Here is a 15546-nt window from a genome sequence, read left to right as displayed (position 1 = left end):
TTCTTCAACAACTTCAACCACTTGCGCTTCCGATCTCTCGTTAGCGGGAGGCGAATTCTACAGCGTTACACGCTGCTGTCAACACCTCTTTTTCTCCGCCTTCGACCGAGAAGATCGAACCGTTGAAAGCACCAGAAAACCGGCATTTCCAACTCCTTCCAGGCTTCGATGAACTGAAGCGATCCACTATCGAAACCTACTTAACTCATTGAATCTTAAGGAGTTTTCCGTTTCGACTGCGCCGGAAGTGGGGCGAATTATAGACCTCTGGAATTCGCCGTCAACCCTTATTTTCATAAATCTGTCATATCGGTCAAAAAAGCCCTGAAACGCGAAGGCCGACCTTAAAAGGTCGGCCTTCTTTGCACTGCCCTACTACTTACAAGCTAGGGAATGCGAACTGCGACGCCTCATGGCTCGCGCGCTGCGGCCAGCGCTGAGTGATCGCCTTGCGACGGGTATAGAAGCGCACACCATCCGGACCGTAAGCATGCAGGTCGCCGAACAGCGAGCGCTTCCAGCCGCCGAAGCTGTGGTAAGCCACCGGCACCGGCAGTGGAACATTGACGCCGACCATGCCGACTTCGATCTCGTCGCAGAACAGACGTGCCGCTTCACCGTCACGAGTGAAGATGCAGGTGCCGTTGCCGTATTCGTGATCGTTGATCAGTTGCATCGCCTCTTCCAGGCTGTTCACCCGGACGACGCACAGCACCGGCCCGAAGATCTCTTCTTTATAGATGCGCATCTCAGGTGTGACGTTGTCGAACAGGCAGCCACCCAGGAAGAAACCTTCTTCATGACCGGCAACGCTCAGACCACGACCGTCGACCACCAGGGTCGCGCCCGCCGCCACGCCGTCTTCGACATAACCGCTGACCTTGTCACGCGCCTGACCGGTTACGAGCGGCCCCATATCCAGACCACAAGAAGTGCCGGCACCGATTTTCAGCGCCTTGATCTGAGGAACCAGTTTGGCCACCAGTGCGTCGGCAACCTGGTCACCCACACACACGGCCACCGAGATCGCCATGCAGCGTTCGCCGCAGGAACCGTAAGCCGCACCCATCAGTGCGCTGACGGCATTGTCCAGATCCGCATCCGGCATCAGCACCGCATGGTTCTTCGCGCCGCCCAGTGCCTGAACGCGTTTGCCGCGCTTGGTGCCTTCGGCATAGATGTATTCGGCAATCGGGGTCGAGCCCACGAAGCTCAACGCTTTGACTTCCGGCGCTTCGATCAGCGCGTCCACCGCAGTCTTGTCACCGTGCACTACGCTCAGCACGCCTTTCGGCAGGCCGGCTTCCAGCAGCAGTTGCGCGATCAGCAGGGTCGAGCTCGGATCACGCTCGGACGGCTTGAGGATAAAGCAGTTGCCGCAGACGATCGCCAGCGGATACATCCACAGCGGCACCATCGCCGGGAAGTTGAACGGGGTGATACCGGCCACCACGCCCAGCGGCTGGAAGTCCGACCACGCATCAATGTTTGGGCCGACGTTGCGGCTGTACTCACCCTTGAGGATTTCCGGGGCTGCGCAGGCGAACTCGACGTTCTCGATACCGCGCTTCAGTTCACCGGCAGCATCTTCCAGGGTCTTGCCGTGTTCTTCGCTGATCAACTGCGCGATGCGTGCTTCGTTCTGCTCCAGCAGTTGCTTGAAACGGAACATCACCTGGGCACGTTTGGCCGGTGGCGTATTGCGCCAGGCCGGGAACGCAGCCTTGGCGGCATCGATGGCATGCTGGATGGTTTCGCGGCTGGCCAGCGGCAGCTTGTGGATAGCCTGACCGGTGGACGGGTTGAACACATCGACCGCGCGACCGTTCTCGGTCACCAGTTCGCCATTGATCAAATGCGGGATAACGCTCATCGGGGAACTCCTGAATTCTTGTGCGCAGACGCCCGCAAGGGGCGCCTGCCATTGGCGTATCTATATAGAAGGAAAATCAGTCGAGCTTGTTCAGCACTTCGCCGACCGCGTCGAACAGACGATCAAGGTCCTGCGGCTTGCTGTTGAAGGTTGGGCCGAACTGCAGGGTGTCGCCACCGAAGCGCACGTAGAACCCGGCTTTCCACAACGCCATGCCGGCTTCGAACGGACGCACGATGGCGTCGCCGTCACGGCCCGCGATCTGGATCGCACCGGCCAGACCGAAGTTTCGAATGTCGATGACGTTCTTCGCGCCTTTCAGACCATGCAGGGCATTTTCGAAATGCGGCGCGACTTCGGCCACGCTCTGCACCAGATTTTCCTTTTGCAGCAGGTCGAGTGCCGCAAGACCTGCGGCGCAAGCCACCGGGTGCGCCGAGTAGGTGTAGCCGTGCGGGAATTCCACAGCGTATTCCGGGGTCGGCTGGTTCATGAAGGTCTGGTAGATCTCGGAGCTGGCAATCACCGCGCCCATCGGGATCGCGCCGTTGGTAACTTGCTTGGCGATGCACATCAGGTCCGGGGTCACGCCGAAAGTGGTGGCGCCGAACATGGTGCCGGTACGGCCGAAGCCGGTGATCACTTCGTCGAACACCAGCAGGATGTTGTGCTGATCGCAGATTTCACGCAGACGCTTGAGGTAGCCCTGTGGCGGAACCAGCACGCCAGCGGAGCCGGCCATCGGCTCAACGAACACCGCTGCGATGTTCGAAGCATCGTGCAGCTCGATCAGTTTCAGCAGCTCATCGGCCAGGGCGATACCACCCTGCTCCGGCATGCCACGGGAGAAAGCATTGCTCGCCAGCAAAGTGTGCGGCAGGTGATCGACATCCATCATCGCCTGACCGAACAGCTTGCGGTTGCCGTTGACGCCGCCAAGGCTGGTGCCGGCGATGTTCACACCGTGATAGCCACGGGCGCGGCCGATCATCTTGGTCTTGGTCGACTGGCCTTTCAGGCGCCAGTAAGCACGGACCATTTTCACCGCGGTATCGGCGCATTCGGAACCGGAGTCAGTGAAGAACACGTGGTTCAGGTTACCCGGGGTCAGATCGGTGATTTTCTCCGCCAGCTGGAACGACAGCGGATGGCCGTACTGGAAGCCCGGCGAGTAATCGAGGGTGCCCAACTGCTTGGCCACCGCTTCCTGGATTTCCTTGCGGGTATGCCCGGCCCCGCAGGTCCACAGACCGGACAGCGAGTCGTACACCTTGCGGCCCTTGTCGTCGATCAGCCAGCTGCCTTCGGCACCGACGATCAGACGCGGGTCGCGCTGGAAGTTGCGGTTGGCGGTGTACGGCATCCAGTGCGCGTCCAGCTTCAGTTGGCTGGCCAGTGGCGACGGCGCGTTTTCAGGCATGTTCATCGGGCAAAACCTCGCAGGGCAATAAGCTTCAGAGCGATAGAAAGCGTTGTTGCAGCTAAATTGCCACGGGGATAAAGTCGGTGAAATTCAACTCTTCTAACCTTCAGTTAGAACTCTGCTAAACAATGAGCACAACATCATGAGCAGCCGCCGCCCCGATCCACTGGCCCAGGTCAGTGACTTTGACATTCGCCTGCTGCGGATTTTTCGCAGCGTGGTGGAGTGCGGTGGCTTCTCGGCGGCGGAAACCGTGCTCGGCATCGGTCGCTCGGCGATCAGCCAGCAGATGAGCGATCTGGAACAACGTCTCGGCCTGCGTCTGTGCCAACGCGGGCGCGCCGGTTTCTCCCTGACCGAAGAGGGTCGTGAGGTTTACCAGTCGGCGCTGCAGCTGTTGAGTGCACTGGAGAGTTTTCGCACCGAGGTCAACGGCCTGCACCAGCACTTGCGCGGCGAATTGATCATCGGCCTGACTGACAACCTCGTCACCCTGCCCCACATGCGCATCACCCACGCGCTCGCGCAATTGAAGGAACGCGGGCCGGACGTGCAAATCCAGATCCGCATGATCGCCCCCAACGAAGTCGAACAAGGTGTGCTCGACGGCCGCCTGCATGTCGGCGTGGTGCCGCAGGCCAGCGCGTTGTCGGGACTGGAATACCAGCCGTTGTACAGCGAGCGCTCGTTGCTCTACTGCGCAGTTGGTCATCCGCTGTTTTACGTCGATGACAAACAACTGGATGACGAACGCTTGAACAGTCAGGACGCCATCGCCCCGACCTTCCGTTTGCCGGCGGAGATCCAGGCGCACTATCAGGCGCTCAATTGCACCGCCAGCGCATCCGACCGTGAAGGCATGGCGTTCCTGATTCTGACCGGGCGTTACATCGGCTATTTGCCGGATCACTATGCCAGTCTCTGGGTTCAACAAGGTCGCTTGCGCGCGCTCAAGGCCAGTACCCGCTTCTATGATTTGAGCCTGGCCTCGGTCACCCGCAAGGGTCGCCGCCCTCATCTGGTACTGGAAAGCTTTCTCGAAAGCCTCGCCGCCACCCGCTGACGACCGGGGTTTTCTTCGCCCGGGGCTTGTCCCGCGCCGGTGGTTGCGCTATCAACGCAACTGGTTGCACCCCACAGACAAACCCGGAAGTGCCTATGACCTTTGAAGTCCCAGCCCACGGCGGCAAACCCGCCAGCCGCATTCGTCAGAAGAACGAAGAGACCATCATCAAAGCCGCCGAAGACGAGTTCGCCCGTCACGGGTACAAAGGCACGAGCATGAACACCATCGCCACCAAGGCTGGGCTGCCAAAGGCGAATCTGCATTACTACTTCACCAACAAGCTCGGGTTGTACGTGGCGGTGCTGAGCAACATCCTTCAATTGTGGGACAGCACCTTCAATACCCTGACGGCCGAGGACGATCCGGCCGAAGCGCTGACCCGCTACATCCGCGCGAAAATGGAATTCTCCCGTCGCCAGCCGCAAGCGTCGCGGATCTTCGCGATGGAAGTGATCAGCGGCGGCGAATGCCTGACCGAATATTTCAATCAGGATTACCGCGCCTGGTTCCAGGGCCGCGCCGGCGTGTTCCAGGCCTGGATCGACGCGGGCAAGATGGACCCGGTCGACCCGGTGCACCTGATCTTCCTGTTGTGGGGTAGCACCCAGCATTACGCCGACTTCGCCACCCAGATCTGCCGGGTGACCGGTCGCAGCAAGTTGACCAAACAGGATATGGAAGACGCCGGCAACAACCTGATCCGCATCATCCTCAAAGGCTGCGGCCTCACTTCTTCTATATAAGTCGTTTTATGCCATTCACCCTCAGCGGCTTTTGCGAATTCCGCGAAGAGATTCGCAAAAGCCGCTTCATCACCTTCGCCGCGCCGATCGGCAGCCCCGCGGAGGCGCAAGCCTTCATCGAGCAGCACAGCGACTTGAACGCTTCGCATAATTGCTGGGCGTGGAAACTCGGCGACCAGTACCGCAGCAACGACGACGGCGAACCCGGCGGCACTGCCGGGCGGCCGATTCTCGCGGCCATCGAAGCGCAGGACTGCGATCAGGTCGCGGTGCTGGTGATCCGCTGGTACGGCGGCATTCAGCTGGGCACCGGCGGCCTGGCCCGGGCCTATGGCGGCGGCGCCAACAAGTGCCTGCAAGCCGCGCCGAAGATGGAATTGATCAGTCGCGCGCCCGTGCGTTGCGCCTGCGCCTTTGGCGAACTGGCGCTGGTGAAGCTGCGGGTCGCGGATCTGGGCGGATTGGTGGTCGAGGAAAACTTCACCGCCAATGGTGTCGAGTTGCAATTGGCCGTGGGCGAAGCGCACATCGAGCTGTTGCAAAATCAGCTGGCCGACCTGAGCCGCGGGCGAATCCTGCTGCAACGTTGAAGCCTCGCCATGTTTTAGGGCACCAGCCCGTTTGCTTATGCCCGAGACTTGCCCACATCCGCTGTGCACCCGGCTGTGGATAACCTGAGCACAGGAGGCTGTAACCCTTCTGTCACGTGGCTTTGCGGGATTTGCTCACTTTTCGTCCAATCGCCCATCACAATGAACAATTTCACGTAAAAACAATCGCTTAGCGTTGTTTATCGCCTTTAGAAGAAAGCCCGCCAGTGCTTATGCCCGGGATTTTTTCTTGCGCACAAATACTGTGGAGCAACCTGTGGATAAGCCGTTCATGGCTGGCGCAGTCGCAGGTTCTGCATGGCTTCGGCGCGGTTGCTCGTTTTTTGATCAGCCAGTTGCGGGCAAAACTGGAGCCTGATCAAAGGCTTTGCCCTCAAGTGGTGCCGTGCAGGCAACCGAATTCGATTCACAGGCTCTACGCCACAGGCTGGCAAACAGCAGCCACCTGCGTTCCTGACTCAATGGCCAGGAAATTGCTTTATCCACAGGCACAACTCCAAGCGACCCGAGCCTGTCATGCCAAACCCCACGTCCACACCGCAGCTGCAACTGCGCCAAATCAGCAAACGTTATCCCGGTTGCCTTGCCAATGACGCCATCGACCTGAGCATCGGCCGCGGTGAAATCCACGCGCTGCTCGGTGAAAACGGTGCAGGAAAAAGCACGTTGATGAAGATCATCTACGGCGTCACCCAGGCCGATTCGGGTGAGATGCTGTGGCAGGGTCAACCGGTGATCATGCGCAACCCGGCCCAGGCGCGGCAGTTGGGCATCGGCATGGTGTTCCAGCATTTCTCGCTGTTCGAGACCTTGAGCGTGGCGCAGAACATTGCATTGGCGATGGGTGCAGCGGCCGGTTCGCCGAAACAGCTTGAGGCGAAAATCCGTGAAGTGTCGCGCCGATATGGCATGGCGCTGGAACCCCAGCGACTTGTCCACAGCCTGTCGATCGGCGAGCGGCAACGGGTCGAGATCGTGCGTTGCCTGATGCAGGACATTCGCCTGCTGATTCTCGATGAGCCGACCTCGGTGCTCACGCCGCAGGAAGCCGACGAGTTGTTCATCACCCTGCGCCGGCTCGCGGCCGAGGGCTGCAGCATTCTGTTCATCAGCCACAAACTCGGCGAGGTGCGCGCCTTGTGTCACAGCGCTACGGTGTTGCGCGGCGGCCGGGTGGCCGGGCATTGCGTACCGGCCGACTGCACCGACCGGCAACTGGCGCAATTGATGGTGGGCGACGCCGCGACCTTGATCGGCGAGTTCACGAAGGTCACCGGTGGCGCGGCGTTTTTGCAGGTCAGCGGTTTGAACTGGCACAACCCGGATCCGTTTGGTTGCTCCCTGAGCGACATCGATCTGCAGGTGCGCAGCGGTGAAATCGTCGGCATCGCCGGCGTGGCGGGCAACGGGCAGGACGAGCTTCTGGCATTGCTCAGCGGCGAGCAAACACTGCCCCGCGATGCAGCGCAAACCATCTGTTTCCAGGAACATGCCGTCGCCGATCAGCGCCCGGATGCCCGACGCAAACTCGGCCTGGCGTTCGTCCCCGCCGAACGCCTCGGGCATGGCGCGGTGCCGGACATGAGCCTGGCGGACAACGCCCTGCTCACTGCCTTTCAACAAGGCCTGGTCAGCCATGGCTTGATCGAGCGCGGCAAGGTCGAAGCCCTCGCCCAAACGATCATCCAGCGCTTCGGCGTGAAAACCCCGGACACCCAGACCGCCGCCCGCAGCCTGTCCGGCGGCAACCTGCAGAAATTCATCCTCGGCCGGGAAATCCTCCAGCAACCGAAACTGCTGATCGCCGCGCACCCGACCTGGGGCGTGGACGTCGGCGCGGCGGCCACCATTCACCGGGCGCTGATTGCCCTGCGCGATGCCGGGGCGGCGATTCTGGTGTTCTCCGAAGACCTCGACGAACTGTTCCAGATCAGCGACCGCCTCGGCGCGCTGTGCGGCGGGCGCCTGTCGGCGTTGCAGGACACGGCGCAAACCCGCCTCAGCGACGTCGGCGGCTGGATGGCCGGCCAGTTCGACACCCCTCAATCACAACCGGCCACGGTTTAACGGAGTTTTCCCATGTTGCTTTCCCTCGAACCCCGTGGCCGGCAATCACGCCTGATGCTGTGGTGCTCGCCGGTGCTGGCGGCGGTGCTGACGCTGGTCTGCGGATCGTTGCTGTTCATCGCCCTCGGTCACGACCCGCTGAAAACCCTGCACACGTTATTGATTGCCCCGGTCAGCGACCTGTATGGCGTCTCCGAGCTGCTGGTCAAAACCCTGCCGATTCTGCTGTGTGCGCTGGGCCTCGCGGTGGCCTATCAGGCGCGGATCTGGAATATCGGTGCCGAAGGCCAGTTGCTGCTCGGCGCCCTGGCCGGCAGTGCGCTGGCGGTAAATATCATCGACATGCAAAGCCGTTGGGCGCTGGTGCTGATCCTGCTCACCGGCACGTTCGCCGGCGCCGCGTGGGCCGGGCTCACCGCTTGGTTGCGCACGCGCTTCAACGCCAACGAAATCCTCACCAGCATCATGCTCAACTACATCGCGCTGAACCTGCTGCTGTTCTGCGTACACGGGCCGCTGAAGGATCCGGCCGGATTCAATTTTCCCGAATCGGCAATGTTCAGCGACGCCAGCCGCCTGCCGCTGTTGATGGAGGACGGGCGCGCGCACATCGGCGTGTATTTCGCCTTGCTCGCGCTGGTCGCGGTGTGGGTGTTGCTGCAGAAAAGCTTCGTCGGTTTCCAGATCAAGGTGCTGGGGCTGGACAAGCGTGCGGCAGGGTTTGTCGGGTTTCGCGAGAAGCGGCTGATCTGGCTCGCACTGCTGATCAGTGGTGGATTGGCGGGACTTGCCGGTGTCTGCGAAGTCACCGGGCCGATCGGCCAACTGGTGCCGCAGGTCTCGCCGGGCTACGGCTACGCGGCGATCACCGTGGCGTTTCTCGGCAGACTCAATCCGATCGGCATTCTGTTTTCCAGCCTGTTGATGGCACTGCTGTACATCGGTGGCGAGAGCGCGCAGATGACGCTGAATCTACCGCAGGCGATCACTCAGTTATTTCAGGGAATGATGCTGTTTTTCCTGCTGGCCTGTGACGTGCTGATCCTCTATCGGCCACGCCTGAACCTGCGCTGGGTGCGGCGCACTTCTACCACCGCCGTAACCGCCGGAGCGCTGTGATGGATATCGATCTGCTGAGCAATATTTTCTACGCCATGGTGCGCTGCGGTACGCCACTGCTGCTGGTGGCGCTGGGTGAATTGATCTGCGAGAAGAGCGGCGTACTCAACCTCGGTCAGGAAGGCATGATGCTGTTTGGCGCGGTGATCGGTTTCATCGTCGCGTTCAACAGCGGCAACCTTTGGTTGGGCGTCGTTTTGGCGATGCTCGCCGGGATGTTGCTGTCGTCGCTGTTTGCTCTGGTGGCGCTGGTATTCAACGCCAATCAGGTGGCGACCGGGCTGGCGCTGACGATTTTTGGCGTCGGCCTGTCGACCTTTGTCGGCGCGGCGTGGGTCGGCAAACCGCTGGCCGGTTTCGAGCCGCTGGCGATTCCCTACCTGAGCGAAATCCCGCTGATCGGCCGCATGCTGTTTGCCCAGGATCTGCTGGTGTACCTGTCGTTCGTACTGTTTGCGCTGGTGGCGTGGGTGATCGTGAAAAGCCGTGTCGGGCTGATCATTCAAGCGGTCGGTGAGAACCCGGATGCGGCCAGTGCCATGGGCTTGCCGGTACTGACCGTGCGCACGCTGGCGGTATTGTTCGGCGGGGCGATGGCCGGACTGGCCGGGGCTTATCTGTCGTTGGCGTATACGCCGATGTGGGCCGAGAACATGACCGCCGGACGCGGCTGGATTGCGCTGGCGCTGGTGGTGTTCGCCAGTTGGCGGGTGTGGCGCTTGCTGCTCGGTGCGTATCTGTTCGGACTCGCCAGCATCCTGCACCTGGTGGCGCAGGGGTTGGGGCTGGCGATTCCTTCGAGTCTGCTGGCGATGCTGCCGTATGTCGCGACGATTCTGGTGCTGGTGTTGTTGTCGCGGGATGCGCTGCGTACACGGTTGTACGCGCCGGTATCACTGGGGCAGCCGTGGCAGGCCGGGCACTAAGCCGTTACGGCTCGCGACAGCGGCCGGACCGGCAACGCCTGAGCGATGCCCCACGCCACTTCGAGAACCAGGAACCCCACCACCAACGAACTGGCGCCGTGGGCCAGGGCATACGTCATCCACGCGGCGAACAGAAACCGCGTCACCGCGTCATAGCGCCCATAAACCGGCTGCGGATCACGAATCCGCAGCACTGCCCACATGCACACCACCGACCCGAACAAATTGGCTATCAACAGATGCGCAGGTTCGAACGGCGGCAGCTCGCCGGGCAGCTCCAGCGCCTGACTCAGCGCCGTCAGCAACCCGTGCAACACAGCAAAACTCCACGGCGTGACAAACGCCGCCGTCACGATCAAGTCATACCAGGCGCTGCCGCGCACCACCTGCCGATATTGCGTTGAAGTCCACATCATCCTTGCTCCGAAAATTCAGGGAGCAACCACGGTAAAGCCTGGAGTATGCTCCAGGGTCAAACACTTTCGAGACCTGCAAGATGCGCATCGGTGAGTTGGCCCAGGCCTGCGATGTCAGCCGTGACACGCTGCGTTTTTACGAGGAGCGCGGATTGATCGCGGCGCAACGCAGCGCCAACGGTTATCGCGACTATCCGCCGGAGATGGTGCAATTGGTGCTCTACATCAAAACGGCGCAGCGTCTGGGCTTTACCCTCGGCGAGATCGGCAGCAGCGTTGGCGCGCTGTGGCAATCGCCAAATCCTGACACCACCGTCACGCAACTGCTGCAAGACAAACTCAAGCTGGTCGAAACCCGCATGGCCGAACTCGGCGAGCTGCGCCTCGAATTGCAGCATCGGCTCGGTCAACGCTGTCCATTGAACCCGTGATCTTTCAACTTTCAAGGAAAGCCCGTCATGTCCGCACTTAATCCTGCCAAGCACGCATTGATCATCGGCGCCTCCCGGGGCCTGGGCCTGGGACTGGTGAAAACCCTGCTGGCCGACGGCTGGCAAGTCACCGCCACGGTTCGCAATCCTTCCAATGCCGAGGCTCTCGAAGCTCTGGGCAACGTGCAGATCGAAAAACTCGACATGGACGACCAGCAAGCGGTGATCGCCCTGAGCCAGAAGCTCAAGGGCCAGACCTTCGACCTGCTGTTCGTCAACGCCGGGGTCAAAGGCCCCGAAGTGCAGACCCCGGGCGGCGCGACGCTGGCGGAAGTCGGTCAGTTGTTCTTCACCAACGCGGTGGCACCGATCAATCTGGCCCAGCGCTTTGTCGGGCAGATCCGCGACGGCAGTGGCGTGCTGGCGTTCATGAGTTCGGTGCTCGGCAGCGTGACCATGCCCGACGCGCCGGAACTGGCGCTGTACAAGGCCAGCAAGGCTGCGCTGAACTCGATGACCAACAGCTTCGTCACGCAGTTGGGCGAGCAGAAACTTACGGTGCTGTCGCTGCATCCGGGCTGGGTGAAAACCGACATGGGTGGCGAAGGCGCCGACATCGACGTGGAGACCAGCACCCGTGGCCTGGTGGATCAGGTGGATGCGTTCGCCGGCAAGGGCGGCCATCACTTCGTGAACTACAAGGGTGAAACCATTCCCTGGTAATCACTGGACCCTGTGGGGGCTCACCCCCACAGGGTTATCCCGGTGTCTGGTCGGGTCGGGCTTGCCCGTCGCAACATTTTGTTCGAAACTCCGCACCTCGCCCCTCGCGGCGACCCTGGATCAGCAGACAGGGCAACACTGAGCTGGCAACCCTGAACCCAACTTTCAGAGGAGCCGGCCACAATGCCTGCGACCCGTATCTGGTTAAAAAATCCCCTCGCCATTTTCACGGCCAACGGTCTCGATGCCCGTGGCGGTCTGGTCCTGCAAGACGGTGTGATCACAGAAGTGCTCGGCGCCGGCCAGCAGCCATCGACCCCATGCAACGAAGTGTTCGACGCCCGTGAACACGTGATCCTGCCGGGCCTGATCAACACCCATCACCACTTCTATCAGACCCTGACCCGCGCCTGGGCGCCGGTGGTCAATCAGCCGTTGTTTCCGTGGCTGAAAACCCTGTACCCGGTCTGGGCGCGCCTGACGCCGGAAAAACTTGCCCTCGCCAGCAAAGTCGCGCTGGCCGAGTTGCTGCTGTCGGGCTGCACCACCGCTGCCGATCACCATTACCTGTTCCCGGATGGCCTGGAAAACGCCATCGACGTGCAAGTCGAAACCGTGCGTGAACTGGGCATGCGCGCCATGCTCACCCGCGGCTCGATGAGCCTCGGCGAGAAGGACGGCGGCCTGCCTCCGCAGCAGACCGTGCAGGAAGGCCAGGTGATTCTCGACGACAGTCAGCGCCTGATCCACGAGTACCACGAACGTGGCGACGGCGCGCAGATCCAGATCGCTCTGGCGCCGTGCTCGCCGTTCTCGGTGACCCCGGAAATCATGTCCGCCAGCGCCGAACTGGCGAACAAACTCGATGTGCGCCTGCACACTCACCTCGCCGAAACCCTCGACGAAGAAGACTTCTGCCTGCAACGCTTCGGCCTGCGCACGGTGGATTATCTGGACAGCGTCGGCTGGCTCGGCCCGCGCACGTGGCTGGCCCACGGCATCCATTTCAACCCCGACGAAATCGCCCGTCTCGGCGCGGCGGGCACCGGTATCTGCCATTGCCCGAGCTCGAACATGCGTCTGGCGTCCGGCATCTGCCCCAGCATCGAACTGACCGATGCCGGCGCGTTGTTCGGTCTCGGCGTGGATGGCTCGGCGTCCAACGATGCGTCGAACATGATCCTCGAAGCGCGTCAGGCCCTGTACATCCAGCGCTTGCGTTACGGCGCCGAGAAGATCACTCCGGAACGTGTGCTGGGCTGGGCGACCAAGGGTTCGGCGAGCCTGCTGGGTCGCACCGACATCGGTGAACTGGCGGTCGGCAAGCAGGCGGATCTGGCGTTGTTCAAACTCGATGAACTGCGCTTCTCCGGTAGCCATGACCCGATCTCGGCGCTGCTGTTGTGCGGCGCGGACCGGGCGGATCGCGTGATGGTCGGCGGCAAATGGCGAGTGGTTGACGGGCAGGTTGAAGGACTGGATCTCAAAGGCCTGATTGCCGATCACAGCCAGGCGGCTCGGCAGTTGATTTCCGGTACCTGATCCAAGCGGAAGTCTCTGATCGTTCCCACGCTCTGCGTGGGAATGCAGCCATGGACGCTCTGCGTCCGACGTTGGGACGCAGAGCGTCCCGGTATGCATTCCCACGCGGAGCGTGGGAACGATCGGTCAGCGATGGTCGCCTTCAAAGGCCGAGCAGCGACAACATGATGAACGTCGCAAACAGCACAAAGTGGGTCATGCCCTCGATGGCATTGGTCTCCCCGTCATTGAGGTTGATCGCACTGACGATCAGCGTGATGAAGATCATCACCGTCTGCACTGGCGTCATCGCCATCTGAAACGGCTGCCCGGTGTAGAGCGCCATCGCCTCCATCACCGGCACCGTCAGGATCACCGTCGACAACGAAGCGCCCATCGCAATGTTGACCACCGACTGCATACGGTTGGCCAACGCCGCGCGCAACGCGGTGAGAATCTCCGGCGCCGCGGAAATCGCCGCCACCAGAATCGCCGTGATCACCGGCGGTGCGCCCGTCCCTTCCAGGCCCAGATCGAGGGTCTTGGACATCACCTCGGCCAGTGCGCCGATCACCACCACACCGAACACCAGAATGCCGATCGACAGCGCCAGGCTGACCGGTTTCGGCTCCTGTTCCACGGGCTCTTTCTTGCGGCGTTTGTCCGGGTAGCTGTAGCTGAAAAAGTAACTGTGCGGCCCGACCTGCATGCGCAGGAACAACGCATAAAGCACCACCATCGCGCCGATGGTGAAGGCCGAATAGATTTTCCAGTTGGCCTCGGGAATGAACTCCGGCACCACCATCGACACGCCCATGGCGGTGAGAATCATCACGCTGTAACTGCGGGCCGAATCGTCGTTGTAGGACTGCTCGCCATGCTTGATCCCGCCCATCAGCGCGGCGAGGCCGAGGATGCCGTTGATGTCGAGCATCACCGCCGAATAGATCGTGTCGCGCACCAGTGTGGCCGAAGCTTCGTTGCTCATCATGATCGCCAGGATCACCACTTCCACCAGCACGGCGGCGAGGGTCAGGATCATCGTGCCGTACGGATCGCCGACTTTTTCCGCGAGCAGTTCAGCCTGATGGGCAACGCGCATCGAGGCGGCGACGATGAAGGCGATCAGCACCAGCCCGGCCGTCAGCGCGACAAACTGGCCACTGTGCAGCAGCCAGTGCTCCAGCGGATACGCAACACAGGTGGCGATGACGGCCAACAGCAGAAAGCTTTCTTGCTTGAGGATGGTGAACATGACGGGCCTTTTTGCCGAAGAGTGCGAATGAGCTACTGACTGCGGGGTGGCGCTAACGTTTCGTTACACCTTAGCGCACCAGTGGATGGCAGCTTTATCTACGCCTGCACTTTTATTGGACTTTACGGCCTCTTCGCGAGCAAGCCCGCTCCCACAGGGATCGCGGTGCTTTTGTGGGAGCGGGCTTGCCCGCGATGGGCGCGCCTCGGTTTCAAGCCAGATTGTTGTCCGCTTGGTCAGCCTTTTGCATTGCCCTCCCCACACACAACAAAAGGGAGTTCGCGTTCATGCAAAACCGTCCACTGCAAACACTGCTGTGCATCGCCATGGGCCTTGGCCTCAGCCTGAGCGCCAGTGCCGCCGATCCACTGAAAGTCGGCTTCGTCTACATCGGCCCCATCGGCGACCACGGCTGGACGTATCAGCATGAACAGGGGCGCAAGGCGCTGGCGGAAAAACTCGGCACGCAGATCACCACCAACTACGTGGAAAACGTCGCCGAAGGCGCCGATGCCGAGCGGGTGATCCGCAACATGGCCAAGGACAATTACGACCTGATCTTCACCACCTCCTTCGGCTACATGAACCCGACGGTGAAAGTCGCCAAACAGTTTCCCAAGGTGACCTTCGAACACGCCACCGGCTACAAGCAGGACAAGAACCTCGGCACCTACCTGGCGCGTACCTACGAGGGTCGTTACGTCGGTGGTTTCCTCGCGGCGAAGATGACCAAGAGCAAAAAAATCGGCTACGTCGCCTCGTTCCCGATCCCCGAAGTAATCCGCGACATCAACGCCATTCAACTGGCCTTGAACAAGTACAACCCCGGCACCGAAATCAAAGTGGTGTGGGTCAACTCGTGGTTCGACCCGGGCAAGGAGGCCGACGCGGCCAACGCGCTGATTGATCAGGGCGTGGACGTAGTGTTCCAGCACACCGACAGCCCGGCGCCGATTCAGGCCGCCGAGCGGCGTGGTGTGTATGCCGTGGGCTACGCTTCGGACATGGCGCACTTCGGCCCGAAAGCGGTGCTCACCTCGATCGTCAACGACTGGGCGCCGCACTACATTCAGGCGACCCAGAGCGTGATCGACCACACCTGGAAATCCCAGGACTACTGGGGCGGGTTGAAGGAAGGCACGGTCGAACTGCCGATCAGCGATCTGGTGCCGGCACCGGTGAAGGCCGAAGCCGAGCAGATCATCGCCGACATCAAGAGCGGCGCTTTGCAACCGTTCACCGGGCCGATCAAGGATCAGGCCGGCGTCGAGAAAATCCCGGCGGGGGTCAGCGCCACCAACGCCGAACTGGCGTCGATGAACTACTACGTCGAAGGCATGAAGGCCGAGATGCCGAAGTAAATTCCAACATC

The 15546-nt window shown here is 61.3% G+C and carries 14 protein-coding genes; 10 read left to right on the top strand and 4 right to left on the bottom strand.

Going from position 1 to position 15546, the window contains the following annotated elements; translation table 11 throughout:
* Positions 1-379: 379 nt before the first annotated feature.
* Both CAF80_RS28395 and CAF80_RS28390 read right to left on the bottom strand, forming a co-directional pair.
* Positions 380-1873 (bottom strand): CoA-acylating methylmalonate-semialdehyde dehydrogenase, encoded by a 1494-nt coding sequence (locus tag CAF80_RS28395; protein WP_011332326.1) that lies wholly within the window; start codon positions 1871-1873, stop codon positions 380-382.
* 76 nt (positions 1874-1949) lie between these two features.
* Entirely contained in the window at positions 1950-3299 is a 1350-nt protein-coding gene (locus CAF80_RS28390; protein WP_011332325.1) for an aspartate aminotransferase family protein, read from the bottom strand.
* Between the two features lie 139 nt (positions 3300-3438).
* Here CAF80_RS28390 and CAF80_RS28385 point away from each other — a divergent pair, with 139 nt between their 5' ends.
* The 6 genes from CAF80_RS28385 to CAF80_RS28360 all read left to right on the top strand — a co-directional run bounded on the left by CAF80_RS28385 (position 3439) and on the right by CAF80_RS28360 (position 9828).
* Entirely contained in the window at positions 3439-4359 is a 921-nt protein-coding gene (locus CAF80_RS28385; RefSeq protein ID WP_007958517.1) for a LysR family transcriptional regulator, read from the top strand.
* Between the two features lie 95 nt (positions 4360-4454).
* Positions 4455-5105 carry a TetR/AcrR family transcriptional regulator gene (locus CAF80_RS28380; RefSeq protein ID WP_011332324.1) on the top strand — a complete coding sequence of 217 codons (651 nt, stop codon included), beginning with the start codon at positions 4455-4457 and terminating at the stop codon, positions 5103-5105.
* Positions 5106-5113: 8 nt separating this feature from the next.
* Positions 5114-5695, top strand: a complete 582-nt coding sequence (locus CAF80_RS28375) for a YigZ family protein (RefSeq protein ID WP_085667778.1) — start codon at positions 5114-5116, stop codon at positions 5693-5695.
* Between the two features lie 537 nt (positions 5696-6232).
* Positions 6233-7783: an ABC transporter ATP-binding protein gene (locus CAF80_RS28370; RefSeq protein WP_085667777.1), complete on the top strand. Its 1551-nt coding sequence runs from the start codon at positions 6233-6235 to the stop codon at positions 7781-7783.
* Positions 7784-7795: 12 nt separating this feature from the next.
* Positions 7796-8902 carry an ABC transporter permease gene (locus CAF80_RS28365; RefSeq protein WP_085667776.1) on the top strand — a complete coding sequence of 369 codons (1107 nt, stop codon included), beginning with the start codon at positions 7796-7798 and terminating at the stop codon, positions 8900-8902.
* Positions 8902-9828 carry an ABC transporter permease gene (locus CAF80_RS28360; RefSeq protein ID WP_085613578.1) on the top strand — a complete coding sequence of 309 codons (927 nt, stop codon included), beginning with the start codon at positions 8902-8904 and terminating at the stop codon, positions 9826-9828. Before CAF80_RS28365 ends, CAF80_RS28360 begins: the two co-directional genes overlap by 1 nt.
* Here the strand turns inward: CAF80_RS28360 and CAF80_RS28355 are convergent.
* Positions 9825-10241: a hypothetical protein gene (locus CAF80_RS28355; RefSeq protein WP_074689713.1), complete on the bottom strand. Its 417-nt coding sequence runs from the start codon at positions 10239-10241 to the stop codon at positions 9825-9827. The genes CAF80_RS28360 and CAF80_RS28355 overlap by 4 nt on opposite strands.
* An 83-nt stretch (positions 10242-10324) precedes the next feature.
* Here CAF80_RS28355 and CAF80_RS28350 point away from each other — a divergent pair, with 83 nt between their 5' ends.
* The 3 genes from CAF80_RS28350 to CAF80_RS28340 all read left to right on the top strand — a co-directional run bounded on the left by CAF80_RS28350 (position 10325) and on the right by CAF80_RS28340 (position 12940).
* On the top strand, positions 10325-10675 hold the full coding sequence (locus CAF80_RS28350) for a MerR family transcriptional regulator (RefSeq protein ID WP_074689712.1): 351 nt from the start codon (positions 10325-10327) through the stop codon (positions 10673-10675).
* A 27-nt stretch (positions 10676-10702) separates the two neighbouring features.
* Positions 10703-11398 carry an SDR family oxidoreductase gene (locus tag CAF80_RS28345; RefSeq protein ID WP_074689711.1) on the top strand — a complete coding sequence of 232 codons (696 nt, stop codon included), beginning with the start codon at positions 10703-10705 and terminating at the stop codon, positions 11396-11398.
* Between the two features lie 183 nt (positions 11399-11581).
* On the top strand, positions 11582-12940 hold the full coding sequence (locus tag CAF80_RS28340; protein ID WP_085667775.1) for an 8-oxoguanine deaminase: 1359 nt from the start codon (positions 11582-11584) through the stop codon (positions 12938-12940).
* 142 nt (positions 12941-13082) lie between these two features.
* On the opposite strand, the gene CAF80_RS28335 is transcribed toward CAF80_RS28340, so the two are convergent.
* Positions 13083-14174, bottom strand: a complete 1092-nt coding sequence (locus CAF80_RS28335; protein ID WP_039773223.1) for a calcium:proton antiporter — start codon at positions 14172-14174, stop codon at positions 13083-13085.
* A 287-nt stretch (positions 14175-14461) separates the two neighbouring features.
* Here CAF80_RS28335 and CAF80_RS28330 point away from each other — a divergent pair, with 287 nt between their 5' ends.
* Positions 14462-15535 (top strand): BMP family ABC transporter substrate-binding protein, encoded by a 1074-nt coding sequence (locus tag CAF80_RS28330; RefSeq protein WP_085667774.1) that lies wholly within the window; start codon positions 14462-14464, stop codon positions 15533-15535.
* The last annotated feature ends 11 nt before the right edge of the window (positions 15536-15546 follow it).

The sequence above is a fragment of the Pseudomonas sp. B34(2017) genome (genome assembly GCF_002112915.1).
In the GTDB taxonomy this organism is placed as follows: Bacteria; Pseudomonadota; Gammaproteobacteria; order Pseudomonadales; family Pseudomonadaceae; genus Aquipseudomonas; species Aquipseudomonas pharyngis.
The sequence above is the reverse complement of the archived record's forward strand: the minus strand, read 5'-3'. Positions and strand labels throughout refer to the sequence as shown.